The organism is Blautia sp. JLR.GB0024, assembly GCF_037000545.1.
GTDB classification, from domain to species: domain Bacteria; phylum Bacillota; class Clostridia; order Lachnospirales; family Lachnospiraceae; genus Blautia; species Blautia celeris.
The window spans coordinates 451,699-477,241 of record NZ_JBANBF010000004.1 but is presented as its reverse complement, the minus strand read 5'-3'; the positions used below and the strand labels follow the sequence as shown (position 1 = coordinate 477,241).

26 protein-coding genes, 1 riboswitch and 1 other annotated feature are annotated in these 25,543 nt (G+C 48.4%); of the genes, 4 read left to right on the top strand and 22 right to left on the bottom strand.

The features are described 5' to 3' along the window. Positions 1-9: 9 nt before the first annotated feature. The 7 genes from V8Q34_RS13105 to V8Q34_RS13075 form a co-directional block, all read right to left on the bottom strand. A complete protein-coding gene (locus V8Q34_RS13105) occupies positions 10-825 on the bottom strand; it encodes a carbohydrate ABC transporter permease (protein ID WP_033142525.1) in 816 nt (271 codons plus the stop codon). 33 nt (positions 826-858) lie between these two features. Beyond that, positions 859-1,761 (bottom strand): carbohydrate ABC transporter permease, encoded by a 903-nt coding sequence (locus tag V8Q34_RS13100; RefSeq protein ID WP_052099603.1) that lies wholly within the window; start codon positions 1,759-1,761, stop codon positions 859-861. Positions 1,762-1,833: 72 nt separating this feature from the next. After that, the gene (locus tag V8Q34_RS13095; RefSeq protein WP_033142527.1) at positions 1,834-3,120 is read right to left on the bottom strand and encodes an ABC transporter substrate-binding protein; all 1,287 of its coding nucleotides are present in this window, start codon (positions 3,118-3,120) and stop codon (positions 1,834-1,836) included. Positions 3,121-3,154: 34 nt separating this feature from the next. Beyond that, a complete protein-coding gene (locus tag V8Q34_RS13090; RefSeq protein ID WP_081960470.1) occupies positions 3,155-4,156 on the bottom strand; it encodes a LacI family DNA-binding transcriptional regulator in 1,002 nt (333 codons plus the stop codon). Positions 4,157-4,449: 293 nt separating this feature from the next. Then, positions 4,450-5,499: an NAD(P)-dependent alcohol dehydrogenase gene (locus V8Q34_RS13085; protein ID WP_033142529.1), complete on the bottom strand. Its 1,050-nt coding sequence runs from the start codon at positions 5,497-5,499 to the stop codon at positions 4,450-4,452. 204 nt (positions 5,500-5,703) lie between these two features. Beyond that, positions 5,704-6,882 (bottom strand): phosphoribosylaminoimidazolecarboxamide formyltransferase, encoded by a 1,179-nt coding sequence (locus tag V8Q34_RS13080; protein WP_103732478.1) that lies wholly within the window; start codon positions 6,880-6,882, stop codon positions 5,704-5,706. A 27-nt stretch (positions 6,883-6,909) separates the two neighbouring features. Next, on the bottom strand, positions 6,910-7,623 hold the full coding sequence (locus V8Q34_RS13075) for an IMP cyclohydrolase (protein WP_054353517.1): 714 nt from the start codon (positions 7,621-7,623) through the stop codon (positions 6,910-6,912). 91 nt (positions 7,624-7,714) lie between these two features. After that, positions 7,715-7,793, bottom strand: a riboswitch (ZMP/ZTP riboswitch). Positions 7,794-8,190: 397 nt separating this feature from the next. Between V8Q34_RS13075 and V8Q34_RS13070 the strand changes: the two genes are divergently transcribed. Together V8Q34_RS13070 and V8Q34_RS13065 are read left to right on the top strand one after the other, a co-directional pair. After that, positions 8,191-8,361: a hypothetical protein gene (locus V8Q34_RS13070; RefSeq protein WP_225305361.1), complete on the top strand. Its 171-nt coding sequence runs from the start codon at positions 8,191-8,193 to the stop codon at positions 8,359-8,361. Between the two features lie 7 nt (positions 8,362-8,368). Continuing rightward, a complete protein-coding gene (locus tag V8Q34_RS13065) occupies positions 8,369-8,821 on the top strand; it encodes a hypothetical protein (RefSeq protein WP_054353518.1) in 453 nt (150 codons plus the stop codon). Between the two features lie 83 nt (positions 8,822-8,904). Here V8Q34_RS13065 and V8Q34_RS13060 read toward each other — a convergent pair whose 3' ends face one another. From V8Q34_RS13060 to V8Q34_RS12995, 14 genes are all read right to left on the bottom strand, one after another. After that, complete coding sequence (locus V8Q34_RS13060) at positions 8,905-10,104, bottom strand: class I SAM-dependent rRNA methyltransferase (protein ID WP_335835621.1); 1,200 nt, start codon at positions 10,102-10,104, stop codon at positions 8,905-8,907. Between the two features lie 21 nt (positions 10,105-10,125). Next, a complete protein-coding gene (locus V8Q34_RS13055; protein WP_052099605.1) occupies positions 10,126-11,055 on the bottom strand; it encodes a helix-turn-helix transcriptional regulator in 930 nt (309 codons plus the stop codon). A gap of 104 nt (positions 11,056-11,159) precedes the next feature. Then, positions 11,160-11,753, bottom strand: coding sequence for a M48 family metallopeptidase (locus tag V8Q34_RS13050; protein WP_103732476.1), 594 nt, complete (start codon positions 11,751-11,753; stop codon positions 11,160-11,162). Continuing rightward, on the bottom strand, positions 11,747-12,619 hold the full coding sequence (locus V8Q34_RS13045; protein WP_148392085.1) for a methionyl aminopeptidase: 873 nt from the start codon (positions 12,617-12,619) through the stop codon (positions 11,747-11,749). Before V8Q34_RS13045 ends, V8Q34_RS13050 begins: the two co-directional genes overlap by 7 nt. Continuing rightward, positions 12,616-13,278: an SGNH/GDSL hydrolase family protein gene (locus tag V8Q34_RS13040; RefSeq protein WP_103732474.1), complete on the bottom strand. Its 663-nt coding sequence runs from the start codon at positions 13,276-13,278 to the stop codon at positions 12,616-12,618. Before V8Q34_RS13040 ends, V8Q34_RS13045 begins: the two co-directional genes overlap by 4 nt. Positions 13,279-13,281: 3 nt before the next feature. Beyond that, on the bottom strand, positions 13,282-13,824 hold the full coding sequence (locus V8Q34_RS13035; protein ID WP_335835620.1) for a GNAT family N-acetyltransferase: 543 nt from the start codon (positions 13,822-13,824) through the stop codon (positions 13,282-13,284). A 2-nt stretch (positions 13,825-13,826) separates the two neighbouring features. Beyond that, positions 13,827-14,324, bottom strand: coding sequence for a GNAT family N-acetyltransferase (locus V8Q34_RS13030; protein WP_052099753.1), 498 nt, complete (start codon positions 14,322-14,324; stop codon positions 13,827-13,829). Between the two features lie 632 nt (positions 14,325-14,956). Further along, entirely contained in the window at positions 14,957-15,553 is a 597-nt protein-coding gene (rbr, locus tag V8Q34_RS13025; RefSeq protein ID WP_033144017.1) for a rubrerythrin, read from the bottom strand. A 78-nt stretch (positions 15,554-15,631) separates the two neighbouring features. Then, a complete protein-coding gene (locus V8Q34_RS13020; RefSeq protein WP_033144023.1) occupies positions 15,632-16,231 on the bottom strand; it encodes a cytidylate kinase-like family protein in 600 nt (199 codons plus the stop codon). 169 nt (positions 16,232-16,400) lie between these two features. Beyond that, positions 16,401-17,867, bottom strand: a complete 1,467-nt coding sequence (locus tag V8Q34_RS13015) for an FAD-dependent oxidoreductase (protein ID WP_335835619.1) — start codon at positions 17,865-17,867, stop codon at positions 16,401-16,403. A gap of 99 nt (positions 17,868-17,966) precedes the next feature. Next, the gene (locus V8Q34_RS13010; protein WP_033144025.1) at positions 17,967-18,401 is read right to left on the bottom strand and encodes an MOSC domain-containing protein; all 435 of its coding nucleotides are present in this window, start codon (positions 18,399-18,401) and stop codon (positions 17,967-17,969) included. Positions 18,402-18,406: 5 nt separating this feature from the next. Continuing rightward, the gene (gene moaA / locus V8Q34_RS13005; RefSeq protein WP_054353690.1) at positions 18,407-19,387 is read right to left on the bottom strand and encodes a GTP 3',8-cyclase MoaA; all 981 of its coding nucleotides are present in this window, start codon (positions 19,385-19,387) and stop codon (positions 18,407-18,409) included. Between the two features lie 119 nt (positions 19,388-19,506). Then, complete coding sequence (locus tag V8Q34_RS13000) at positions 19,507-20,046, bottom strand: rubrerythrin family protein (RefSeq protein ID WP_033144019.1); 540 nt, start codon at positions 20,044-20,046, stop codon at positions 19,507-19,509. Between the two features lie 32 nt (positions 20,047-20,078). Beyond that, positions 20,079-20,429 carry an MmcQ/YjbR family DNA-binding protein gene (locus V8Q34_RS12995; RefSeq protein WP_033144020.1) on the bottom strand — a complete coding sequence of 117 codons (351 nt, stop codon included), beginning with the start codon at positions 20,427-20,429 and terminating at the stop codon, positions 20,079-20,081. Positions 20,430-20,560: 131 nt separating this feature from the next. Beyond that, positions 20,561-20,823 (top strand) — a binding site (T-box leader). A gap of 72 nt (positions 20,824-20,895) precedes the next feature. On the opposite strand from V8Q34_RS12995, the gene ilvB reads away from it, so the two are divergent. Both ilvB and ilvN read left to right on the top strand, forming a co-directional pair. Beyond that, positions 20,896-22,614: a biosynthetic-type acetolactate synthase large subunit gene (ilvB, locus tag V8Q34_RS12990; RefSeq protein ID WP_335835618.1), complete on the top strand. Its 1,719-nt coding sequence runs from the start codon at positions 20,896-20,898 to the stop codon at positions 22,612-22,614. Positions 22,615-22,626: 12 nt separating this feature from the next. After that, on the top strand, positions 22,627-23,124 hold the full coding sequence (ilvN, locus tag V8Q34_RS12985; RefSeq protein WP_033143634.1) for an acetolactate synthase small subunit: 498 nt from the start codon (positions 22,627-22,629) through the stop codon (positions 23,122-23,124). 62 nt (positions 23,125-23,186) lie between these two features. On the opposite strand, the gene V8Q34_RS12980 is transcribed toward ilvN, so the two are convergent. Beyond that, entirely contained in the window at positions 23,187-25,457 is a 2,271-nt protein-coding gene (locus V8Q34_RS12980) for a sensor domain-containing diguanylate cyclase (protein ID WP_335835617.1), read from the bottom strand. Positions 25,458-25,543 lie beyond the last annotated feature (86 nt).

Sequence of the window (25,543 nt, the reverse complement as noted above, 5' to 3'; positions counted from 1 at the left end):
TTGCCTCCTTTACTGTTTTACGCCTGTTGTGGCAATCCCCTCCACAAACTGTTTCTGGAAGAGGAAGAAAATTATGATCATGGGCAGTATGGCGATAATACCGCCTGCCATGACCTGAGGATAATAAGTTGTATGTTCCCCGATCAACATAGCCAGCCCGGCTGACAAAGTCATCTTATCCATAGAGTTATTCACGATCAGCGGCCACATCAAATCCTTGAATGTGGAGATTGCAGTCAGTATTGCCAGAGATGACAGCGCAGGTTTTAAAAGCGGCAGTAAGATTCTGTAATAAATCTGGAAAAATCCGCAGCCGTCCAGCATAGCCGCCTCATCCAGGCTCCTGGGAAGCCCTTTAAAAAATTCCCTCAGCATAAATGTTCCGAATGCGCTGAATATCTTCGGAAGCCACAGGGCCGTCACGGTGTCGGCCAGATGCAGCTTCACCATAATGTCATAATTGGGCACCAGAAATATCTGTCCCGGAACCATTAAGAGCGCCAAAAGCACGATAAAGATCACATCCCTGCCCGGAAAATGCAGCCTGGCAAACGCATAGGCGGCCATGGAGCAGATCAGCAGCTCTATCCCTATGGTAAATAAAAGAACTAAAAACGTATTCACATAAAAATCAAAAAACGGAAATTTATCTACCACTTCCCGGTAACTTCCCACGGTAAAAACTTCCGGAAAAATCGTAGGCGGTATCTGAATGCTCTCCTCGTATGACTTAAAGGAAGTCAAGATCATCCATAGAAACGGACCCACCGTCACAACCGCACACAGGATAAGCAGCAGATACACCGGCCATTTTCTTTTTTTCATCATTCCATTCTCCTTTCCGCGTCCTGCTGCGCATCAATCATCATAAAATACCAGTTTTTTCTGGCATATCATCTGCACCGCAGTAATTGCCAGAATCAGGAGAAACAGCATCAGGCTGATCGCCGCCCCATAGCCCTTATGGAACTTTACAAAGGACTGCTCAAAGAAATAAGTGACCAGAGACCTGGATGCCTCCGTTCCGCTGCTTCCCTGGGGGATCATCAGATAGATAAAATCAAAGATCTGAAAAACATTTATGACTGTTGTGACGCACACAAAGAAAATGGATGGGGACAGCAGCGGCAGTGTGATCTTAAAAAACCTCTGCACTCCATTTGCCCCGTCAATTTCAGCGGCTTCCCTGTAGCATACCGGAATCCCCTGCAGTCCGGCCAGCAGCACGATCACCTGATATGCCACGCTGGCCCAGATAAATACTATGGAAATAGAAAACAACACGATCCGGGAATCCGACAGCCAGGCCACCGGCTCCACGCCGAATTTTCCCAATATCTCATTGAAAATACCGAATTTATAATTCATCAGCCACTTCCATAAGAGTCCGATCGCAGCCGGCAGCGTTACGGCCGGCAGGAAGATACAGACCCGGAAGGCTCCGATTCCCTTTACCTTGGAATTGAGCAGAACAGCCAATAACACAGCCAGTATCACCACCAGCGGCACGCAGATGACCACATACAGGATGGTATTGATAAACGCCTGATAAAATGCGTCATCCTGGAATAGCTTCACATAATTCTCCATGCCCACAAACTTAGGTATTCCGAAACTGGACTTGTTTGTAAAGCTGTAATAAACGTTCTGAAAAAACGCCCCGATAAAAAACACGATCACCCCTGCCATCAGCGGCGCGATCATCAGGTATCCTGTTATTATCTCCCGGCGCCTCAGAGAACCCTTTTTCTGTCTTTTCATCAAACACCCTCTCCTGTCGTTTTAAAAACGGAAGTGCTGCGGATTCGTCCTGTGCAGCACTTCCATCCCGTTTTATGATTCACTGTCCAATGCGCTCTGTGTTGCTTCCTGCATCTGTTTACATCCCTCTTCCGGAGTCAGTTCCTTTGCAAAAATCTTTGCTGAGATTTCATTTACAGTGGGAAGCCATTCTGCCACGCTGGATGATGTCGGGAAGGGGAATCCTGTCTCAGCCACATCGAAAATCACATTTACATCTACATGCTCTGCTTTGTAATACTGCTGTGCGCTGATCAGTGCAGGGACATCAATCTTCGCCTCTGCCTGCATCTTATTGGACTCTTCTCCTGCCAGATATTTCACCAGTTTCCACGCTGCATCTTTATCTTTGCTGCTGGAATTGACTGCATATCCAAGGCCGCCGATGACACTCTGATTTCCGCTTTCCTTTGCGGGCATGGCAATGGTTCCCACCTGCTCTGCAAAGCTTGCTTCGTCAATGACTGCTGTTTTCCAGGAGCCCATGAAAAGGATGGCCCCCTTCTGGGACAGGAACAGATCTGTTCCCTTCGTATCGGAGAGCACTTCACTTCCCGGCATCAGGCCTTCATCCATCAGTGATACCATATCTGTATATGCTTTTACGGTTCCCTCCTGGTCAAAACCTGCTTTCTTCATATCATCGCTCAAAACATAACCGCCTGACTGGTTGATAAAATTAAAGAAAGACGGCTGTGGATCCAGTTCCATCAAAATCGGGTATTCATCGGAGCCTGCTTCTTCAATCTTAGCTTTTAACTGTCCTGCCAGATTCTTCATATCCTCCCAGGTCCACCCTGCCTGTGGTTCCTCCACACCGTATTTTTCAAAAATACCTTTGTTGTAGAAGACCTGTACAGTGTCCATTCCCTTCGGCATACAGTATTGCACATCATTGTAATTGTAAGCATCTTTTACAACACTTACATAGTCATCCATATTTACCTTATCCTTCTCAATGTATTCGTCCAGGGGTTCCAGAACACCGGCCTCTGCGTATTTGGGAAGATATGTATTCATCCAGAAAACATCTGCTGCACTGTCGGAGCCCATGGCTGCATCCAGCTTTGTCCAATACTGTGACCACGGCGTCAGCTGCAGTTCCACATCAATATCAGGATTTTCTGTCTCGAATTTCTCTACGATCTCATCAAACACCGGTTTCTGCACTTCATCCCAGAGTGCAAATGAGATTTTTGTCTTCTCTGAGCTGTTATCCTTTTTTGCTTCGTCTTTACCTGCATCTGCCTGGGAGTTTCCGCAGGCTGCCAGAGAACCTGCCATTAAGAGTGTCAGCATCATACACATTCCTTTTTTCATTTTGTACCTCCATACCTTTCATCTTTCCGTATTTTTATTTCCTGTTTACAGTTTCCTTTGATATTGCTTTACTTTTCTGGTTGACAACACAGGTTTCTCCCTGTTCCAGCCGATAGGGCAGTGTGATCTCTATATTTTCTTCCTTTTTCTGATTCTGGAATGTATCCAGTGTCTGTTCTATCATTTTTTTAATAGGCTGGCTGATGGTAGTCAGTTTCGGTGTCACCTGTCTGGATAAGCTGATTCCGTCAAATCCCATCACAGATACGTCCTCCGGAACTTTCAGTCCCACCTCAGACAGCGCACTGATCACACCCAGGGCTGCTTCATCGCTGAAAGCAAAGGCAGCCGTAAAAGTGATCCCTTCTCTGATGGCCTGTGCAGTCATCCGGTAACCGCTGTCATATGTCAGCTCACCATATTTCACCTTATTCTCATCAAACTCCAGACCGAATTCCTCAAAAGCTCTTTTGCATCCTGTAATACGCTGAAATCCGGAACTGATGCTTTTCGGATAATCGGATAAGATCAAAATCTGTTCGTGCTGCAGGTTAAGCAGATATCTGGCTCCCTCATGGGCGGCTGCCAAATCATTGATATGGATCATCTTACATCTCTTGTCAGCACTGATCGCACCGAACATGACTGTCTTGATATTCTTGGCTGCTATATAATTCAGCATATCCTGGTCTGCATTTTCCTCCAGATAGATAACTCCCGTAATATCCAGCTCTTTAAAAAATTGTTTGTATGCCTCCCCCTGTTCCGTAACAGGGATAAATACCATCCTGTATCCGTATCTCGGCACGGCCTCCAGCAGCTCTCTCAGCACCTCGCTGAAATACGCCAGCTTCAGGTTCGGAATCAGAACAGCTATGACACCGGGGTTTTTCTGTTTATACACAGGTGTATATGCAAGCTCCCGGACAGCCTCCTCAATCCGCTTTGCCGCCTCTGTTGTCACAATGTTCTTCCCGTGAAAATATCTTGAAACAGTGGCCGGTGATACTCCTGCTCTTTTCGCCACATCTCTTATGGTTGCCCCATTTACATCACCTCTCTTTTGTGCACTTTACAATATTTTCCAGTATTTTCTACCCTTCCCTTGTGCTTTTCAACCAACTTTATGAGACTTATTATAGAAACAGCCATGTAAAATGTCAATATTGTTTCATTTGTTTTACTTTTGTTTCATGAGTTTCATATGATTTCTTTCAATTTACTGATAAAATCCCTCTTTTTTCTGTCCCGCCTCCCTGATTTCCCGGCACAAAAAAAGCCTCACCGGCATTTCGCTGCCAGTGAGGCTCTCCTCTTCTATCTAATTAATTATTCATGAATCTTAATAACTGCTTTCACAATATCCGCCTTGTTGTTCATAGAGAACTCCATAGCCTTGTCCGCTTCATCCAGCGGGAATTCATCTGTCACAATACCTTTCAGATTGATCTTGCCGTCCGCAACTGCCTGGATTGCCATAGGATAGATATGACGATAGCGGAATACGGTCTTAAAGGTCAGCTCCTTATCAAGGGCAATGCTCATAGGCAGGGTCACTTCCCCTGTCCTGCTGTATCCCACGAACACAATGGTAGAGCCTTTTCTTGCCATAAGGATCGCCTGTCTGGAGGTCACTTCCGCGCCTGCAGTCTCGATCACCACATCGGTTCCTCTGCCGCCGGTCAGCTCTTTGACCTTAGCCACAACATCCTCTTTTGCACCGTTGATGACGCCTGTGGCACCCAGCTCCATGGCTTTTTCCAGACGTTTATCCATCACGTCCACAACATAAACTTCGCTGACACCTCTGGCCTTTAAAGCCATCATGGAGACCAGACCGATACAGCCTGCGCCCATGACAACAGCCTTCTGTCCCAGATGAGCATCTCCCTGGATCGCAGCATGGAATCCGACTGCCAGAGGCTCGATCAGAGCGCCCTCCAGAGTGCTGACATTGTCCGGCAGCTTGAAGCAGAGATTTGCCTCATGGGCAACGTATTCCTGGAACACACCGTCAACCGGCGGAGTTGCAAAGAATACCACGTCCGGGCAGAGATTATACTTGCCTTCCTTGCAGAATTCACACTGTCCGCAGGTTTTTCCCGGCTCCAGTGCCACACGGTCACCAACCTGCAGATGCTTAACATCCTTACCGACTTCCACTACAACTCCGCCCGGCTCATGGCCCAGTACGAAAGGCGGTTTTACCACGTAATCCCCGATTGCCCCTGTCTCATAATAGTGCAGGTCAGAACCGCAGATTCCCACATAATCCAGCTTTACCAAAACCTCGTCGTCCTTTGGCTGGGGGATGGGTCTTTCTTCAAAATCCATCTTCTGGATATCCGTCATTATTGCTACTTTCATCATGCCTTCCATCTCTTGTTTTCCTCCTCTTATGAATGTACATTATGTGACTTCATTATAAGTCAGAAACGTATATATCACAAGTGAAATTCATGTCTTTTTCCTTCAAATTTCTTTGAATTTTTTTATTCCGATTTCTTCCATAATAAAAAAAGAGGCAGGGATAAAACCGGAAATTCCGGTCTTATCTCTGCCCCAAAGCGGAGGCGAAATCAATTAGTGATGGAACAGACGAATGCCTGTAAATGCCATCGCCATATTGTACTTATTGCAGCACTCAATGACTGCGTCATCGCGTACGGAGCCGCCCGGCTCTGCGATGTATTTTACGCCGCTCTTGTAAGCGCGCTCGATATTGTCTGAGAACGGGAAGAAGGCATCAGAACCTAATGTGACATCTGTCAGCTTGTCCAGCCATGCGCGTTTTTCCTCACGTGTAAACACTTCCGGTTTCTCTTTGAAGATCTTTTCCCATGCTCCGTCAGCCAGAACATCCATATATTCCTCACCGATGTAAACATCAATGGCATTGTCTCTGTCAGCACGGCGGATACCGTCGATAAACGGCAGATCCAGTACCTTCGGGCACTGTCTCAGCCACCAGTTATCAGCCTTCTGGCCTGCCAGACGGGTACAGTGTACACGTGACTGCTGGCCTGCGCCGATACCGATCGCCTGTCCGTCTTTTACGAAACAGACGGAATTTGACTGTGTATATTTCAGTGTGATCAGAGAAATCTTCAGGTCCATCAGCGCATTTGCAGGAATCTCTTTATTCTCTGTCACAACATTGGAAAGCAGCTCATCATCAATGGAAAGCTCCTGTCTTCCCTGCTCAAATGTGATGCCGAATACCTCTTTATGCTCCAGCGGAGCCGGCTGGTAATCCGGGTCGATCTTGATCACATTGTAGTTGCCGTTCTTTTTCTGTTTCAGGATTTCCAGTGCCTCATCGGTATATCCGGGAGCGATAACACCGTCGGAAACCTCTCTCTTGATCAGCATTGCTGTGTCTTTATCACACACATCAGACAGGGAGATAAAATCTCCGAAGGAGGACATTCTGTCAGCGCCCCTTGCTCTCGCATAGGCACATGCCAGCGGTGATAACTCGCCCATATCGTCTACCCAGTAGATTTTTTTCAGCACATCTGTCATAGGAAGTCCCACTGCCGCGCCTGCCGGAGACACATGTTTAAAGGAAGTTGCTGCCGGAAGCCCTGTGGCTTTTTTCAGCTCTTTCACCAACTGCCAGCCATTAAAAGCATCCAGGAAATTAATATATCCCGGCTTGCCGCTTAAAACTTCGATAGGAAGCTCGCTGCCGTCAGCCACATAGATTCTGGAAGGTTTCTGGTTCGGATTACATCCGTACTTTAACGCTAATTCTTTCATATTCCGATTCTCCTTTATGCTTTTCTATTATTTATTTTTATTCACGATCCTGGTTTCATACTCACCGGTTGCGATATCTATATAACGTACAAACAGAGATACTTTATTGTCCTCATTCAGGCTCTCCCACACATCTTTTGTGAATGCATCGATATCATTGGGAACTCCCACCAGCTTCGGTTCTCCCTCAAAACTCGGCAGCGGATTGCCGTCATGCATATAAGTATGAATGAAATGTCCCTCTCCGTTAACCGGGTTTTCATAGGTAAATGTATAACGGCAGCAGCTCTCAGGATTGCCGTTATTGCTCTTTAAAATAGACATGGCATAGTGGTATGTGCCGTTCTCCACCTGCATGATACCGGAGATTCTCGGTGTATAATTAGGGCCGTCCGGCTCAAATTCACGAGTTCTCAGGGACTGCTCAAAGGAGATTCCCTTTTCCATACCTTCATAGACAGTGTCTGTCTGGTCACCGTTGGTGACGATCGTCTTATTTCCGATCACACGTACCGGTGCATATATAATCAGGCTGGGATCAGTCAGCTTAGACGGGTCAAATGCCTGGGTGCGGATACCCTCTCCCTCTTCAACGAACACACGGTTTCTGCTGTTCTCACTTCTGCCCATGATAAAATATGCAGTAACTGCCTTTGTTCCATCCTCAGACTTACCAATAACAATTCCCCTGCCCGGGTACGCATTTTCTCTCAATTCATTTTCAAGTGATAACATTTTCATGAATTCCTTCTCCTTCTCATTTTGACCATAATAAACTGCTGCCGACCAACCGACAACTTTTCATAACAACAAAAAAAGCCCACACTCTGAACATACTTGCCCAGACGGTCGGCTTCCAACACTTATACTCCCTGTGGTTCATTCCACTTCCGTCAGTCATATAAGCAATTTAAACATTATCACGGAATTCTCCCCTTGTCAACGCTTTTTGACAATTTTTATCAAAAACCTTTCACTCCCATGTTATCCGTATCCTGCAGCCGCTCCTTCCCATGATCAGCCCGGGGAATAAACTCTCCCCGGACAGAATGATTTATAGGACTATAATTTTATTGCGGCAGGACAGATAGTGTGTTAAAATAGAAAAAAGCATATTTTCTAAAAATATATCTAATTTTGGATCCATCCCAGGATTCAGAATATCTTAGAACATTTCATAACAGCAGGCCACTGCCATCCGGCCTGTCCCTTCGGAAAATTCGTGCTTTTATCACCTTTATCAGCAGGGGTTTTCGGAAGAGTGTAAAACCTCCTGCAAGTGACAATTAAATAAAAAGGAGGTTTTACATGGAAGAACAGAGACCACATGTACTGCAGTGGCATCCGGCCTTTTATGCCGGGATACAAATTGAACTGGAGACTGAAGCGAATACTCTGCTTTTTGAGAATGAACATCAGCTTGGAACCAAGCCAAAGGAAATTGATGTATTGATCATCAAAAAGGAAAAGGGGCGATAAAATACCCATGCAGCTCATCTTGACAAAAGAACTGTCAGAAACCCAGAACCTGTGGCTGAAAAGCCTGACTGATGAACTGGAAGAAATCGAAACCGTAAAGCATTTACTTGAGCAATACGGAAAGCATAAAGGAAATATCCTGTATAAATCGGTAATGAATTTAATTGTCCGTGCCAATCAGGAAAAATTCAAGGAGGTGAAAACAATGTGTGAAGCACTGGAAGAATTGATGAAAGACGAGATGGAGGCAAAAAGGACAGAAGGAAAAGCTGATGCCGTTTTGGAACTGCTGCTTTCCCTGGGCAGCGTATCTGAACAATTACGAAAAGTAATTATGGAACAGAAAAATACAGCCATTTTAAATACCTGGCTTATATATGCAGCCAGAGCAGAATCCATAGCGGATTTTGAGCAAAAGATCAAAAATGACAGCTTTACCGCAAAAGCAAATCCCCACTAATACACGCTGCGCCCCTCCGCGCCGGTACCAACAGGCCAGCCATATCTGACTGGCCCTCTGCATAGTCTGCTGTCCGTTTCTTTTTATCCCTCACACACCTGAAAAATATAGAATTTCAAATAATAAGACTCCTCCGCGGCCCAAAGAATCGGATGATCCGCTGCCTGTGTCCGGTACTCCACCTGCCGCAGTCTTTTGTGCACATTTCTTGCCGCCTGCCCGATGGTCTGTGTAAACATCTCATAGGACATAAAATGCGAACAGGAACAGGTAGCCAAAAATCCCCCGTCCTTCACAAGCTTCATAGCCCGCAGATTGATCTCCCGATACCCCTTCACAGCGTTCTTTACAGAATTCCGCGATTTGGTAAACGCCGGCGGGTCCAGTATTACCACATCGAACTTCTTCCCCTGCTCCTCCAGCCTGGGAAGCAGCTCAAACACATCCTCACACATAAATGTTACAGTCTCTGACAGCCCGTTCAGCGCAGCATTTTCCCTTGCCTGCTCAACAGCCAGTTCTGATGCATCCACGCCCAGCACGCTCTTTGCCCCTGCAATCCCTGCATTCAGTGCAAAGGACCCTGTATGCGTGAAACAATCCAGCACCTCTGCATCCCTGCATAATCTCTGGATGGCCAGTCTGTTGTACTTCTGGTCCAGGAAAAATCCGGTCTTCTGTCCGTCTTCCACATCCACCAGATACTTCACGCCGTTCTCGCAGATCTCCACCTTTGTATCAAAGGGTTCCCCGATAAATCCTTTTACCAGTTCCATCCCTTCCTGTCTTCGCACCTTGGCGTCACTCCGCTCGTAAACACCGCGGATCACCACACCGTCCCGGGCCATCTCCTCCTTCAGAAGTTCCAGTATCTTCCCCTTCAGCCTGTCAATCCCAAGTGCCAGTGACTGTACCACCAGCACATCAGAGAATTTATCCACAACAAGTCCCGGCAGAAAATCCGCCTCACCGAAGATCACACGGCAGCTGCTTGTATCCACTGTTTTTTTCCTGTATTCCCAGGCATCCCTCACCCGTTTCCTCAGAAATTCCTCATCTATTTCCTGCTCTGACTTCCTTGTCATCATACGGATTCTGATTTTGGAGTTGGTATTGATAAATCCTCTGCCCAGGGGATAGCCGTCAAAATCGTGAACGATCACCATATCCCCATTCTCAAAGCTTCCCAGGATACTGGCGATCTCATTGTCATATACCCACGGACCTCCCGCTTTCAGGGAACGTCCCTCCCCCTTCTTCAGTGTCGCAATTGCAAGACTCATGTGTGTCTTCCTCCATTTTCTCTATTTTTTCTGTCCCAGCACAATATAAGCGATTCCGCAGAACAGGCCGCCTACCGGGAATAGGACCCAGCTCACCTGCCAGGCATTCTGTAAAAAACTCCAGAGCAGATAAACTGCCGTTGTCACGATCATGATACAGGCCGACCATTTGGCAGCCAGCGGCATATGGCTTTCCTCATCCAGCATACGCAGCTGCTCCGGTGTCAGACGCTCACGGTACAGCGGATCATGCTCTTTATTGTACTCCTCTATATTATATTTGCTTTTTGCAAGGCCTGTATGGACCAGAAGCATAACACCCACACTGACCATGAGAAGCATCACAAAGCTGTAAAATGCGGATGCCTCCACCCCAAAAGGCGCAGGCAGAAACTTCTGCAGTTCATCTGCCACAATACTCATCAGAATGATCCCGATACCTGCTGCGATCCTCACTGAAAAGACGCGGTTAAACCGGTCTGTCTCCTCCTCCGTGTAGAAGGGCTGGATGTAAGGATGCTTTTTTGTAAAATCGCTGTGCCGGATTCCTGCAACCACCACCGTCAGTACAGCTACGATCACAAAGGGCAGCATCACAATATCCTGCAGATTTTTCATAAAACCTTCCATCCCCTCAAAAAGAGTGGTGAAGGCACCTCCTATTATCAGTAATCCCACACATAAAGTAACTGCTTTTCCAAAGCTGTTCATGTGCTCTTCATATTTTGAGGAATCTTCTACACGCTCCGCCTGTGCGTCTCCCCGCATAAGGGTATCCATACTGCAGGAAAACAGATCACAGAGCTGCAGGATTTTTTCCATCTCAGGATAAGAAGTACCTGCTTCCCATTTGGAAATTGTCTGTCTGGACACCTCCATCTTCTCTGCAAGCTGTTCCTGCGTGATCTCCTCCCTCTTCCTGTAATACTGCAGATTCTCTCCAAAACTCATAATGATTTCCTCCATTTCTTAATCTTGATTTTGGAATCATTATAGAATTGCGTTCATGTAAACACTACCAATTTCCTGTTGCTTTTGAGGAAATCCATGTAAACTTACGGTTGCACCCCGCTGTTTAAGCGGGTTTTCACACTTTTCCACCGGGGGCAGAACGCATCCATATATCCATAAAAAATCCGGTTGTGTCCCCGCTCTAAAAGGTGGACCAGCTCATGGGTGACCACATATTCCAGACATTCCCTGGGATATTCCCCCAGCCAGACATTGAGCCAGATCCTCCTTTTCTCCACATTGCAGGTCCCCCACCTGGTTTTCATATCCCGCAGGCGCCACTCCTCGGCGTGGACACCCACTCTCTCTTCACACTCCCGTATGACCTGAGGCAGTATTTCCTCCAGACGTGTTCTGCACTCCCGCTTCTTTTCCTCCCGCTCCGGGCCTTCATATAATTCCCAGGGCTGCGGACTCTTTCTTTTTCCCTGCCGTTTTGCTTCGATCCAGTCACTTCTCTCCCGGATGAAACGTCTGATATCATGTTCCGGCATCCGAAGCGGTGCGGATACACGAACGCTCCCGTCCGCGCCCACGCGCAGATACATATTGCGGATGGCTTTTTTTGTGACCTGGATGTCCAGTCCGTTCTCCGTAAGATGATAAATCTTTACACTTTTCCCGGAGGTCTTTACCATGCCAGGACCTCCGGTCCGTTCTCTGTCACAAGCACCATGATCTCCCACTGGGCGGAGGGCAGTCCGTCCTCTGTATAAACAGTCCAGCCGTCTTCGTCATCAATAAAGATATCACTGGCGCCCATATTAACCATGGGTTCTATGGTAAACATAAGTCCCGGCGCCATCACCATGCCTGTATCGGCCCTGCCGATATACCCAACCCATGGGTCCTCATGGAAATCCAGGCCAATACCGTGCCCTCCGATCTCCTTCACTACGCTGTAACCGTTTTTCTCTGCATGCTCATGGACTGCCTGGCTCATATCCCCCAGAAAACCCCAGGGCCTTACCTGCTCCAGTCCCTTTTCCACACACTCTTTTGTGACACGCACAAGGCGCTCCTTCTCCTCCCCCACGTCACCGATACAGAACATTCTGGAGGAGTCAGAGTAATAGCCGTTCAAAATCGTGGACACATCCACATTGATGATATCCCCCTCCTTAAGAATGATCTCTTCTGAGGGAATGCCATGACACACCTGATTGTCAATGGAGGTGCAGACGCTCTTTGGAAATCCTTCATAGCCGAGAGGGGCCGGCACTGCCCCTGCCTTTGCGGTGATGTCATATACCCAGCGGTCAATTTCGGCTGTAGATATTCCCTCTTTGATATGCTCTGCAACATAATCCAGAATGGCAACATTGATCTCAGCGCTCTTCCTGATCCCGGCGATCTGCTCCGGTGTTTTAATGATCTCCCGCTTGGGGACGATTCGCCCCTGGGACTGCAGATGAATCAGCTTATCATCAAAAGGTCCGTGGCATTTTTTATATTTTTTCCCGCTGCCGCACCAGCAGACATCATTTCTCCCTAAACGATTCAATTTATTTCCTTCCTTTCCCTTAAAATCTCCCTTAATTTTTCTGTCACAGCCTCCGCAAAAACTCTGTGTCCCTCAGGGTCCAGATGGACAGAATCCTCCGCACCGGGCATAGTCACAGACGCCGCATCCAAAAAGGCGCAGCCCTGCCGCTTCGCTGTCTCCCTGTAATATCCGGCCAGCTCTCCGGAGATCTTCACTGCCCGCTCTCCGCCGAACATGGGGGAGAATTTGTGGTCCACGATCTCCTCCCGGATCTTAAGAGGAGATACCAGCAGAATCTCCGGCACCGGCTCCCGGTTCTCCCGGAAATACATCTTTATGGTCTTCACCAAAGTCTCCGCTCCTGCTGCCACATCGGACGCAGACAGGGAAAACCGCTGTTTTATATCATTTGTCCCCAGCATCAGCACCACCACATCCAGAGGGCTGTGGCTTTCCAGACAGGGAATCAGGTATTTCAGCCCGCTTTTCATCCCTTCAATGGGATCATCCCAGACGGTCGTCCTTCCATTCTGTCCTTCCTCGATGATTCGAACCTGTTCCTCCTTCAGGGCCTCCTGCACCAGACTGGTCCAGCGCACGCCCCAGGGAAAACGGCCCCCGGTCACGCCGTCATATCCGTGGGTATTGGAATCTCCATAGCATAATACATTTTTCATCTCTTATTTCTCCATTGCCTCGTATTCTTCTCTTGTAATGCAAAACAGGTCATGGGGCATGTCGAGCCCATAGTAATGCTTCACAAAGGAACCTGTTATCGTCATGCCGTTTCTTCTGGCCACATTCCGGGACGGCGTATTGTTATCCCGGATAATAGAATAGACTTTATCAGCCTTTAATGTCTCAAACGCGTAATCCCTGCAGGCCCTGGCAGCTTCCGCAGCGTAGCCGTGGTGCCAGAATTCTTTACAGAACAGATATCCAACCTCCAGCACCTGTTCTTCCCCGCATTCCTGCATGGTAAGGCCGCACTGGCCGATCAATTCTCCTGTCTCTTTCGATATAACTGCCCACAGGCCAAAACCATACTGCCTGTAACGTGCAAGCTGCCTTTCCAGCCACTCCTCTGCCTCCTCATCGGAAAAAGCATGGGCATAGGCATACATCACTTCCGGGTCCTGCAGCATTTTGTTCAGAGCTGCCTGGTCTTCCCTGCACATTTCCCTGAGCACAAGACGCTCCGTCGTAAGCACAGCATTTTTCATGATCATAACTCCTTCTGATATGCGATCCTCGGTGTTCCATCTTCCATGTATACAGTTCCGCAGCGTTTGAAACCATTCTTTTCAAATACCCGCTGCATAGGTTTATTATCCCTGTGGGTATCTCCCCGCATGTTGCCGCACCGGGCCAGACACCACTGTACACAAAAAGAAGCCACGCCCTTCTTTCTCCCTGCAGAGGCTATCCGGTGCAGGAATCCATAGGGCTTTTCATTCAGCCAGCAGCCATTCTCTATCCTCCGGTAATTGGGTTCTTCTCCTGTCTCGAACATAAAAACACCCTCTGTTCCGTCCGATGACTCACAGAGATATAAGGCGCTGCGGTTTAAATCCTTTTCTATGTCTTCCCGCGCCGGGTAGCCGTTTACCCACTGTCCGGGATTGCCGTTCTCTGCCATGTACTTTCTGGCATGCTCATACAGGGACATGACTTCATCTATATCTTTTTCTTCTGCTCTGCGAATATGAAACTCTGCATCCATCTCTGTCTCATCCTCTCCTGTGATTCACTCCGGGGCTGCCATGACCGGATAATGGCCGTTCCACAGAATACGCATACACTTGCGCATGGCCCCCAAAGCACGATATGCACAGTATACCACGGTTTTTTCTGTTTTTCCACCGGGCCTGCAGGATTTATCTGAGGTTCCCGTTGTATGAATCCTTTGTAATTTTCAGATAATAATATAATTTTCATTCTCTTTACAGTTACATGAATTTTTATTGATAAATTTTCATTTTACTTCTTGACAAATGAAAACATGACTGTTATAATAAAGCCATAAACAAAGAGAGAACAAAATAAAAAACAGAAAGGACTGATACCACCGAAAACGTAAATTACCATTCATAATTTTAAAGAAAGGAAGGTACGGACCACCAAGAACATAACGATTTAACCCATAATAAAAAAAGGAAGGTAAAGTCCCATGGACACATCAGATTAAAAGAGTCATTCGGAATGTAAACTTCGAATGACTCTTTCCTATTGTCTGAAAAACATTCTGCTGCATCCTTCCATACCGGAAGAATGTTGTCTGCTGTCTGCAGTACATGAAAGAAACCCTTCAGGATTTCTCCCAAAGGGTCTGGTTCATAATACTGCATACTGTTCTTAATGTGCAAACGGTGAAAGCTCCAGCCGGATAAAATATCCCTGGTCATGGGAACATACCGGACATTTCTTAGGCGCTTCCTTGCCCCAGTGGATATAACCGCATTTTAAGCAGATCCATCCGGTCTCCACATCTGATACAAAGAGATTCTTGTCCTCCAGAAACTGTGCGAATTTTCCGAAACGGTCTCCATGGAATTTTTCAATATCAGCGATCATATGAAAAGAATTCGCGATCTGTGTAAACCCTTCCTCTTTCGCCTTATCCCCGAAGTTCTTATACACATCATCATGCTCTTCATATTCATTGTGCTGTGCCATACGGAGAAGTTTATCCATATCCGGAGAGATATCTACCGGGTAACCGCCGTCGATCTGAATGGTCTCCCCTGCCATCTCCTTTAAATGCTGGTAAAAAATGTAGGCATGCTGGCGCTCCTGGTCAGCCGTATAGTTGAACACAGCTTCCACAACATGCAGATGTTCTTTTTTCGCCTGGGCTGCTGCAAAGGTGTAGCGGTTTCTGGCCTGACTCTCGCCTGCAAAGGCGCGCATCAGGTTCTCTTTTGTTACGCTTTCTCTAAAATCTACAGACATACAATTGCCTCCTGGAATTTATTTTCCATGTTATTTTTTCCAGAAGATGCAATTTTATACCTGAATGTTACAGCCGTATCAGATGGTATTGTACAGGGCAACCAGGATTTCCAGGATCTGTTCCCTGGTAAAACGGCTGCTGTCCAGACACAGGTCGTATCCCTTCATGCTGCCCCATTTCTCGTCTGTATAGTTGTTGTAATAGTATTTTCTCTGTTTATCCACTTTTTTTATGAGCTGCTCTGCCCCTTTTTCATCCCATACGGTCCGCGCCCGGATAGTTTTGATCCTTTCCTCCATAGGCGCGTAGATAAAGACACTTCTGCAGTCCGGTTTATCCCTGAGAATGTAATTTGCGCACCGTCCTACGATCACACAGTCTTCCCTCTTTGCAGCCTCCTCAATGATCTCCGACTGCGCATTGAACAGCACATCATTGAGAGGTTCATAGTGAAACTGACGCTCCATGGCCATATTCTCATCAAAAGAGTATCTCCAGGGACTCTCCCGCTTCTCATCCACTTCCTCTAACTTCTCCTCCGGAAGGTTCTTTTTCTTGGCCGCAAGTGTGATCAAATCCTTGTCATAATACTTGATACCCAAATGTTCCGCCAGATCCTGAGCGATCTTCCTTCCGTTACTGCCAAATTCCCTGCCAAGTGCTATCACTTTACCCATAACATACCATCCTTCCCTATTCACATGGCGCCAGAGGGCTCTGTCCCTTGCAGAATCCTCCGGCTGCGTTTTCCGGTATCCGCAGGTTTCAGTCTTCCGGCTTTTCACTGACAAAAGACTGAACTCTTATCTTAATTATACTAAATTTTCGCAACTTTTACAACTTTTTTCAATGGGAATCTTCCTCCTGCGCAAGCGCGATCCCCGTCTGTGCCGGGCCATCCACACAATGCCCCATATAGTCGAACCTGGAGCCGTGGCAGGGACACTCAAAACATTTTTCATCGGGATTCCATTCTAACTGGCATCCCAGATGGGGACATTTTGCGGACACCAGATAGATTTCCCCCTCCTCATCCCTGTATGCTCCCACTTTTTCCCCGTCATACTCAACAATACCGCCGTGTCCCACAGGAAGTTCCTCCAGGTCACTTCTTCCCGGTGTGAAAATACGCCGGCTTAAATCCTTCACCGCGTGGACACTGTCCTTACAGAAATTCCCGGCAGAAGCCCTTGGGGTAAACCGCTGGGGAGAAAAGATGCCGAACACTTTCCCGTCATCTTCCTCCCCCAGGATACTCTCCGTTATCATACCGGCCGCTGCCATGGAAGAGCTCATTCCCCACTTTCCGAATCCCGTGGCAGCATACCAGTCCGGAGTCTCCGCAGAAAACCTGCCGATATAAGGAATCTGGTCCATGGGCATGCAGTCCTGGGCAGACCACTGGTACCGCACTCTGCTGCCCGGATAGAATTCTGCTGCTTTTCTTCTCAGAAGTTCGTATTTGCCCCCGGTACGATTTTCTCCGGTGCGGTGGCCTCCGCCGCCGAAGAGCAGATACTCCCCGGCACTTCTGAAAGACCATGCCTGCTCCCTGTCTACGCCCAGATACATTCCCTCCAGCTCCGGCACCTGTTCAAGCCCCACTACATAGCTGCGCTCCTGGTGCATCCGCATAAAATAATATCCGGGCATATTGAGAAAGGGGTAATGGCAGGCAAAAACTATTTTTTTCGCCCTGACACTCCCGTTCTCCGTGACCAGCCTGTCCCCCTCTGCCTGCAGCACTCTTGAGTGTTCATAGACTGCCAGGTCACGGGCCGCTGCTTCCAGAAAAAGAAGGGGATGGAACCTGGCCTGGTTTTCAAACCGCACTGCGCCTGCCACCTGAAAAGGAAGTTCTGTCTCCTTGGTAAAGGAGGCTTCGATGGAAAGCCCGGCAGCACACTCAGCCTCCTCCTTAAGAAGTTCAGGTGCTTCCAGTGTGTATAAATATGCAGGACATCGGACAAAACCGCACGCGATCTGTCTGTCCTGTACAATTTTCTCATACCGGTCTATTGCCTTTTGGTTTTCCAGGCTGTACTTTTCTGCTGCTTCCCGCCCGTGTTTTGATAAAAGTTTCTGATATATCACTCCATGCTGGGAAGTGATCTTGGCTGTTGTCTTCCCCGTCTGTCCTCCGCCAATCCTGTCCGCTTCCAGCACAGCTACGTGAACTCCCTGTTCTTTGAGTAAGTATGCAGTCAGTATCCCGGCCATTCCGCCTCCCACTACAGCCACATCCACGGTGATATCCTGCATAAGCATCGGAAAATCCTGTATCTCTGTTTCATCCATCCATAAACTTTTCATGGCAACCTCCATTTTGTATATCCTTCTTCCTAGAATGCGCCTGATGCTTTCAGGATATACAAAAAACAGGGGCTGCTTTTTATGCAGTCCCTGTCTGTGTCACACTTCCTCGATCACCATCTCATCGCCTACCCGGATCTTCCCTCCGTGGATCACCCTGGTAAACACGCCCTCTCTCGGCATGATGCAGTCACCCATCTTCTTAAATATCTCACAGCCGTGGTGGCATTCCTTTCCGATCTGTGTCAGCTCCAGCACCACGTCGTTGCAGCGGAATCTTGTCCCAATGGGCAGGTTCTTAAAATCAAATCCGCTGACCACCAGATTCTCACCGAATGCGCCGTCCGCCACCTCAGCGCCCCGGTTTCTGAAATCCTCTATCTTTTCATAACTCAGAAGACTTACCTGACGGTGCCATTTTCCCGCATGCGCGTCTTTTTCAATGCCAAAATCTTCTATAAAGCTGGCCTCCTGAATGTTCTTTTTCTGTGTTCCTTTCTTTTCGCTGATACACACAGCAAGTACCTTTCCCATCTCATTCATCCTCCAATTTCTGACATCTTTTTGTTTTCCAGCCCTTCCTCCTGCGCCTCGCCAAAGCGGTGGCTTCTGGGCTTCTCAAATATGATTTTTTCAGCCACGGCTCCGATCTGCTCATCTGAACTTCCGTCTCGGAGCAGGCTGCGCATATCTGCCCCGTGTGAAAACTGCAGGCACGGTTTTAAAAATCCCTCGGACGTGAGCCTTACCCGGTTGCAGTCCCCGCAGAACTTGTGGGAAATGGCGCTGATAAATCCGATCTTCCCCTTAAAACCATCCGGCAGTATATATGTACTGGGACCGTTTCCGAATCTGCCGCTCAGGGAATCCGCTTTGCCGTAAGCTTTCTCCAGCAGATGCCGTACATGGTCCTCGGTCTCTTCGCCGCAGTATTTTCTTCCGTACCCTATGGGCATCATCTCAATAAACCGCACGTCTATGGGTCTGTCCTTCGCAAGCCCCGCAATGGGGATCCACTGGTCCTCGTTGACTCCGTGCAGAAGCACACAGTTTACCTTCACACGCACATCAGGGAACTGAAGGGCCTTATCCATTCCCTCCAATACCCGGTCAAGTCCTTTTCTCCTGGTGATCTTCTCAAACATCTCTTCTGTCAGCGCGTCAAGGCTGATATTCACTGCGTCGATTCCCGCATCCGCCAGATCCCGCATCTGTTCCCCCAGCAGGATTCCGTTGGTGGTAAGCGTCACGTTGTCGATTCCCGGTATGCTCTTTATCATTCTCACCAGCTCTGCCGCATTCTTTCTCACAAGAGGCTCCCCGCCGGTGATCTTTACCTTGCTGATGCCTTTGAGGGCTAAAATACGGCACAGTCTGGTAATTTCATCATAAGTTAGAATATCGCTGTGTTCCACCTGTTCGATACCGCCTTCCGGCATGCAGTACATGCAGCGCAGGTTACAGCGGTCCGTGATGGATATGCGGATATATTCTATATTCCGTCTGTATTGATCCAACATAATTTTATCTTCCTGTTTTTCTTAATATATCTACAGTATACCTCAAATTTACCGAAATTGCACCTATAACTTTGCCCAATTACGACATTTTACACAAAATACCAGCGGTGCATCTGCCGTCAGTAGTCCTCACAGTTCAGTCTGAAATACCCCTGGGGATAACCGCACACCGTACACCTTATTGGGGCACAGTCCCCGTAGGCCAGATGGCCGCAGTTCATGCAGATCCATACTCTGTCCATATCCTTGCAGAATACATGATTGGTCAGGATATCCTGGGTCAGCTGCTCAAAACGATAGTCATGATGCCTTTCAATCTGCGCCACCTCTCTAAAAAGCCTGGCAATTCCCTTAAAGCCCTCCTGCTCCGCTTTTTCGGCAAAAGACGCGTACATGTCTGACCATTCTCTTTTCTCATCCTCATGGGCCTTCTCCAGGTTTCTGCTGGTTTCCGGTATCTGCCCTCCGTTCAGCACATTCTGCCACAGCTCCGCATGCCGCTCCTCATTGCCTGATGTCTCCTCAAAAATGTCCGCTATGTTCATATAGCCCTCTTCCCTGGCCTGTTTTGCATAAATGCGGTATTTTCCGCTGGCCTGCAGTTCTCCTTGGTAAGCTTTTATCAGATTTCTAAAGGTTTCGCTCTCTCTTAATTCCATCTTCTCTCCGCTGTTTCCTGTTTTACAATATTCTATGTACGGCGGGTAGATTTCTTTCCTCTCACCAGGTCATAACTTTCCTCTATCATTCTGTATATCTCTTTCTCAGGTATGGAGCCGTCCAAAATCACGGAATTCCAGTGCTCTTTATTCAGATGATAGGCCGGAAGCACTGAGGTGTAGGTGCTCCGCCAGAAATCCCTCCACTGGGGGTCTGTCTTTAAATTCACCCAGATATTGCCCTCGCGCTCAAAAATCCATGCAAATACTTTTCTGCTGCTTTTCATTCGGATGACGGTCCAGTTTGGGTCATGAAACGGATAGTCCTCAAACACATCCGGCATTTTCAGACAATACGAAACTGCTTCCTCTCTGGTTCTCATATATGCCTCCTTTCTTTCAACACAGTTACAGTATACAGGATTCCATTTATCCCGTCAAATTGTTCATTTTTGACCCATTGACAGAATTCAATTTGTGTGTTATGCTATAAAACAATTAAAAAAGCATTTTGTTAAATGCGGTGACGGGGAGGAGTACATACCCAGCCGGCTTTCAGAGAGAAGATGTCTGGTGCGAATCTTCAGCAAGGAAGTATGGAAGTAGCCCCTGAGCAGTGAGCCCAACAGAGATGTGATATCTCTCAGTAGACCTCAACGTCTCTTTCCCACGTTACAGGGAAAACAGTATCGATATTTCTCTTAGTATCCGTACTGGCAGAGCGCAGGATTTTTCCTGAAATCAGGTGGTACCACGGATGACTTATCCGCCCTGAACTGAATTCTCAGTTCAGGGCGTTTTTCATTCTGTAAAAGCCATCTAACAATGAGTTAAAGGAGGATTTTGTCCATGACAGGAAATGAATTATTTGTAAAAGCACTGCAGAAAGAAGGCATTGATTATCTCTTCGCATACCCCGGCGGTTACGCCATCGACATTTTTGATGAGCTGTATAAACAGGATTCCATCCAGGTGATACTCCCCCGCCACGAGCAGGGTCTGATCCACGCCGCTGACGGCTATGCCAGAGCCACCGGACGCACAGGCGTCTGCCTGGTTACAAGCGGCCCCGGCGCCACCAATCTGGTCACCGGAATCGCTACCGCCAACTATGACAGTGTTCCCCTGGTATGCTTCACCGGCCAGGTTCCCACAAATCTCATCGGAAATGACGCCTTCCAGGAGGTGGACATTGTGGGGATCACACGCGGTATCTGCAAATACGCCGTGACCGTACGCGACCGGAACGACCTGGGCCGTATTATCAAAGAAGCCTTCTATATTGCCAATACCGGCAAAAAAGGTCCTGTCCTCATTGATCTTCCAAAAGATATCATGCTGCAGGAGGGTGACGAACACTATCCCAAGGAGGTTCACATCCGCGGCTACAAACCAAGCAGCGGCGTACACATGGGACAGTTAAAGAAAGCAGTCAACCTCTTAAAAGAAGCCAAAAAGCCTCTGTTTCTCATGGGCGGCGGCGTAAACATCGGCAGGGCCAACGAGACTGCCCTGGCCCTTGTGGAGACCACCAGAGTCCCGGTTATCACCACCATTATGGGGAAAGGCTCCATCCCCACCGGCCATGAACTCTATGTGGGCAATGTGGGAATGCACGGCTGCTATGCGGCCAACCATGCCATCAGTGAATGTGACCTGCTCTTCTCCATAGGAACCCGGTTTAATGACCGTATCACAGGCAAGATCGAGGAGTTTGCCAAGAATGCCAAGATCGTACATGTGGACATTGACACAGCCTCCATCTCCAGGAATATCCAGGTGGATATCCCCATCGTGGCAGACGCAAAGGACGCCATGGAGGCACTGTTAAAGCACGTAAAATGCTGTGAACATAAGGAATGGCTGGAGCAGATCGACGGCTGGAAGCAGGAACATCCTCTTGATATGGACCAGAACAAAGGCATCACCCCACAGAAGATCGTGCAGTGCATCAACGAACAGTTCGAGGAGGGCATCTTTGTCACGGACGTAGGCCAGCATCAGATGTGGGTCACACAGTATCTGGAAATGAACGAGAAAAAACAGCTTCTCACCTCCGGCGGCCTCGGCACCATGGGATACGGATTCCCTGCCTCCCTGGGTGCAAAATTCGCCTATCCGGGCAAGCCTGTAGTCTGTGTCTCCGGTGACGGCGGCATGCAGATGAACATTCAGGAGATGGCTACTGCCGTATCCTACGGCCTTCCGGTCATTATCTGTATCTTCAACAACAGCTATCTGGGCATGGTGCGCCAGTGGCAGCAGCTCTTCTATGACAAGCGCTACTCCTCCACCTGTACACGCCGCAGAAAGACCTGCAGCGCCAACTGCAAGGGCCCGTCAAAGGACTGCCCGGAATACACCCCCAACTTCGTAAAACTGGCGGAGAGCTATGGCGCGTATGGCATGCGCGTGGAGAAAGAGGAAGATATGGCCCGGGCCTTCCAATTTGCAAAGGGCAATACGGATGCCCCCACGATTCTGGAATTTATCATTGACAGTGATGAGCTGGTACTGCCTATGGTACAGGGCGGAAAACCGCTGCATAACATGATTTTGGACTGCTAGGAGGAGAAGAATATGAAGAAAAGATGGATTTCCTTATATGTAGAAAATGAAGTAGGTGTGCTGGCAAAGATCGCAGGCCTGTTCTCCGGAAAATCATACAACCTCACAAGCCTCACCGTGGGCACCACAGAGGATCCCACCATGTCACGGATGACCATCAGCGTGGAGAGCGATGATGCCACCTTTGAACAGATCAAAAAGCAGTTAAACCGCTGTGTGGAGGTCATCGAGGTCATTGACTTCACCAATTCCCGCATCCACAGGAAAGAAGTTCTGTACATTAAGATCAAGGACTGCGACGAGGCTGTGAAGACGGAGATCTTCCGCATTGCAACTATTTTCCATCTGGCTGTCGTAGACTACGGCAAAACAGAGATGCTGCTGGAGAGCCTTCAGACAGAAAAACGGAATGATGAGATCATTTCCTATTTCTCCAGCTACTTTAAGAATATTGAGGTGGTGCGCGGAGGAAGTGTTGCCATCAAAGGTGTCAGCATCCAGGATAAATAAAAACAGAAAAAAGTGGAGCCATGCCCATCACAGCATGACTCCGCTTTTTCTATTGACCGGTACTACTGCCGGTCCTCTCCTGCCTCTTTTTTCAGATCCGTAATATCATGGCAGGTGAGCAGGACTGCCTGCTCCCCCTTCCACTCAATAAAGCATGCGTCCGCTGATGTCCACACCTGAAGAAAGGGATTGTAAACCTGCCGGACGCAGCGGGGATGCGCGCTGTCCAGCGCTTTTGCAGGACAGAAATCACAGGGCGTATCCCGGCGGAAGAAGGCTTTATGGCAGGTAACCCCCGGTTTTGCCTCAGGCACCCATATTTTCGTCTTCCGGTTAATATACAGCATTTCTTTTGTCTCCGGATGTACCACATAGATCCAGGAACTCTGATTGTCAAGGATTGCTTCCAGGGATGCCGCGTTCTGCACCGCATTGTCCTGGGCCCGGAGTTTCAGGAGAAAGGTACTCAATATCTGCGCGATGAATACCAGTGTATTTACCTGTTCCTGGGTCCAGTAACGGTTGACACGGCACTCGTCAAAGCCCACAAATCCCTTGAACTTCCCTTTGTCGTAAATGGCGCACTGCAGCATGGACTTGATTCCCTGGGGCTCCAGTATCTCCCGCTGCTGCGGTGTCAGTGCATCTATGTCACGGCAGTAAAATACACCGCTCTCGTTGAAATTGCTCTGGTATCCGCCCTCCAGATCATCTGCATAGGGCACATGCTGAAGATTTCCAATCTCCGGCCACACACCCTCGTTGCACCATTCATATGTATTCTTACAGTAGTCCGGGTCCTCCTCATTCTCAAAGATGTAGACACGGCTCACGTCAAACTGGCGCCCGATCACCTCCAGTATGGCATTGACTGCTGTATCCGGATTGGAGGATTTATAAAGTATCCGGAACACATACTCAAACAGGCGGAGCTCCACATTGCCCTCTGTCTCCTCATCCGAATCTATCCTGGTATTGGCCGCACTGCAGGGCTTCTGGGGGAACTCCTCTGAAAAAAGCTTTGCATCCGCTATGCAGTATCCATTCTTTCCCCGGTTCTTAGCACGGTACAGTGCCTGGTCTGCCCGTTTAAAAAGTTCATTGTAGGACTGGCCGCAGTCCGGGAAGACAGCTATGCCAATGCTGCAGGACAGCTCCACATCTGTCAGCTCCTGTACTGCCATCTCTCCTATGGCTTTCATGATCTGGGCTGCTTTCTGCTCAGCCAGGGAGACATCCGGTATCTGTCCGAGAAACACTAAAAATTCATCTCCCCCTACACGGCCTACAATATCCTCACTGCGGAACTGCTTCTGGATCGTGTGCGCAACCTCCGCCAGAAGGGCATCGCCGAAGAGATGTCCCATGGTGTCATTCATATGCTTGAAGTTGTCCAGGTCAATGATCATAAGTGCAGACTTCCTCTCGGGTCCGCTGCCTTCCAGAACCGCCTGGATATATTCCTGGCTGGTCCCCTTATTATACAGCTTTGTCAGCATATCGCGCTGGGCGCGCTCCATAAGATTCTGTGCCTTTCTCTTTTCGGCATCAATATCCAGAATGGCGCCCACAGCCCGCACCACGCGCCCTGACTTGTCCGCCAGCCCCGTGATCCGGATACGGCACCAGACAGGCTTATGCTTATCGCTTACGATACGGATTTCCTCCTCTGCGTAATGCTCTCCGCTGCGGATGCGCATCAGCAGCTTGGAAAAAAGAATCTGGTCCTCCTTCAGGATGTATGGTGCCTTCCAGAAAAGGCGGCTGACATGCTGTGTGACCGGAGGACAGCCGAATTTTTTCTCCCAGTTCCCTGTAAAGGTCATGGTGTCTGCCTGGATATCCCACTCAAAAAGAATGTCTGTGGTCTGGTCCATGATGATCTGGTGCCGTTCCAGAGAAATGCGCAGCTTCTCTTCCAGCTCCTTACTCCGTGTCACATCCACCAGCACACAGCAGAAATAACCCGCGCCCTCTTCGTCGCGGACCAGATGACCCTTATCCAGAACCCATATGGTACGTCCGTCCCCGCGGGTCATCCGGTATTCCAGCTCCTTGTCCGGTCCAAGGGAAATCTGCCTCTGCACTTCCTCCAAAGTGCGCAGGCGGTCTCTGTAATCTATCATTTCCCAGAAACTGTTCCGGAATTTATCACTTATCTCCTGCCGTGTATATCCCAGCATGGACAAAAATCCTTTATTCATCTGCAGAAGCGTCAGCCTTTCATCAAAACGGCAGGAAAACATTCCCCCCGGAATATTATCGCTCAGTATCTGCAGGTCACGGCCGCCGACTTCTTCCGGCAGCGGCATTTTGTGCTCTTCGCTCTTCATATTGTCATATGGCTCCTATTTGTTATCCTCTGTATCCGGCTATGATTGGAAAACAGAGTTAACCACGTTCATTTTCTATCATTCTA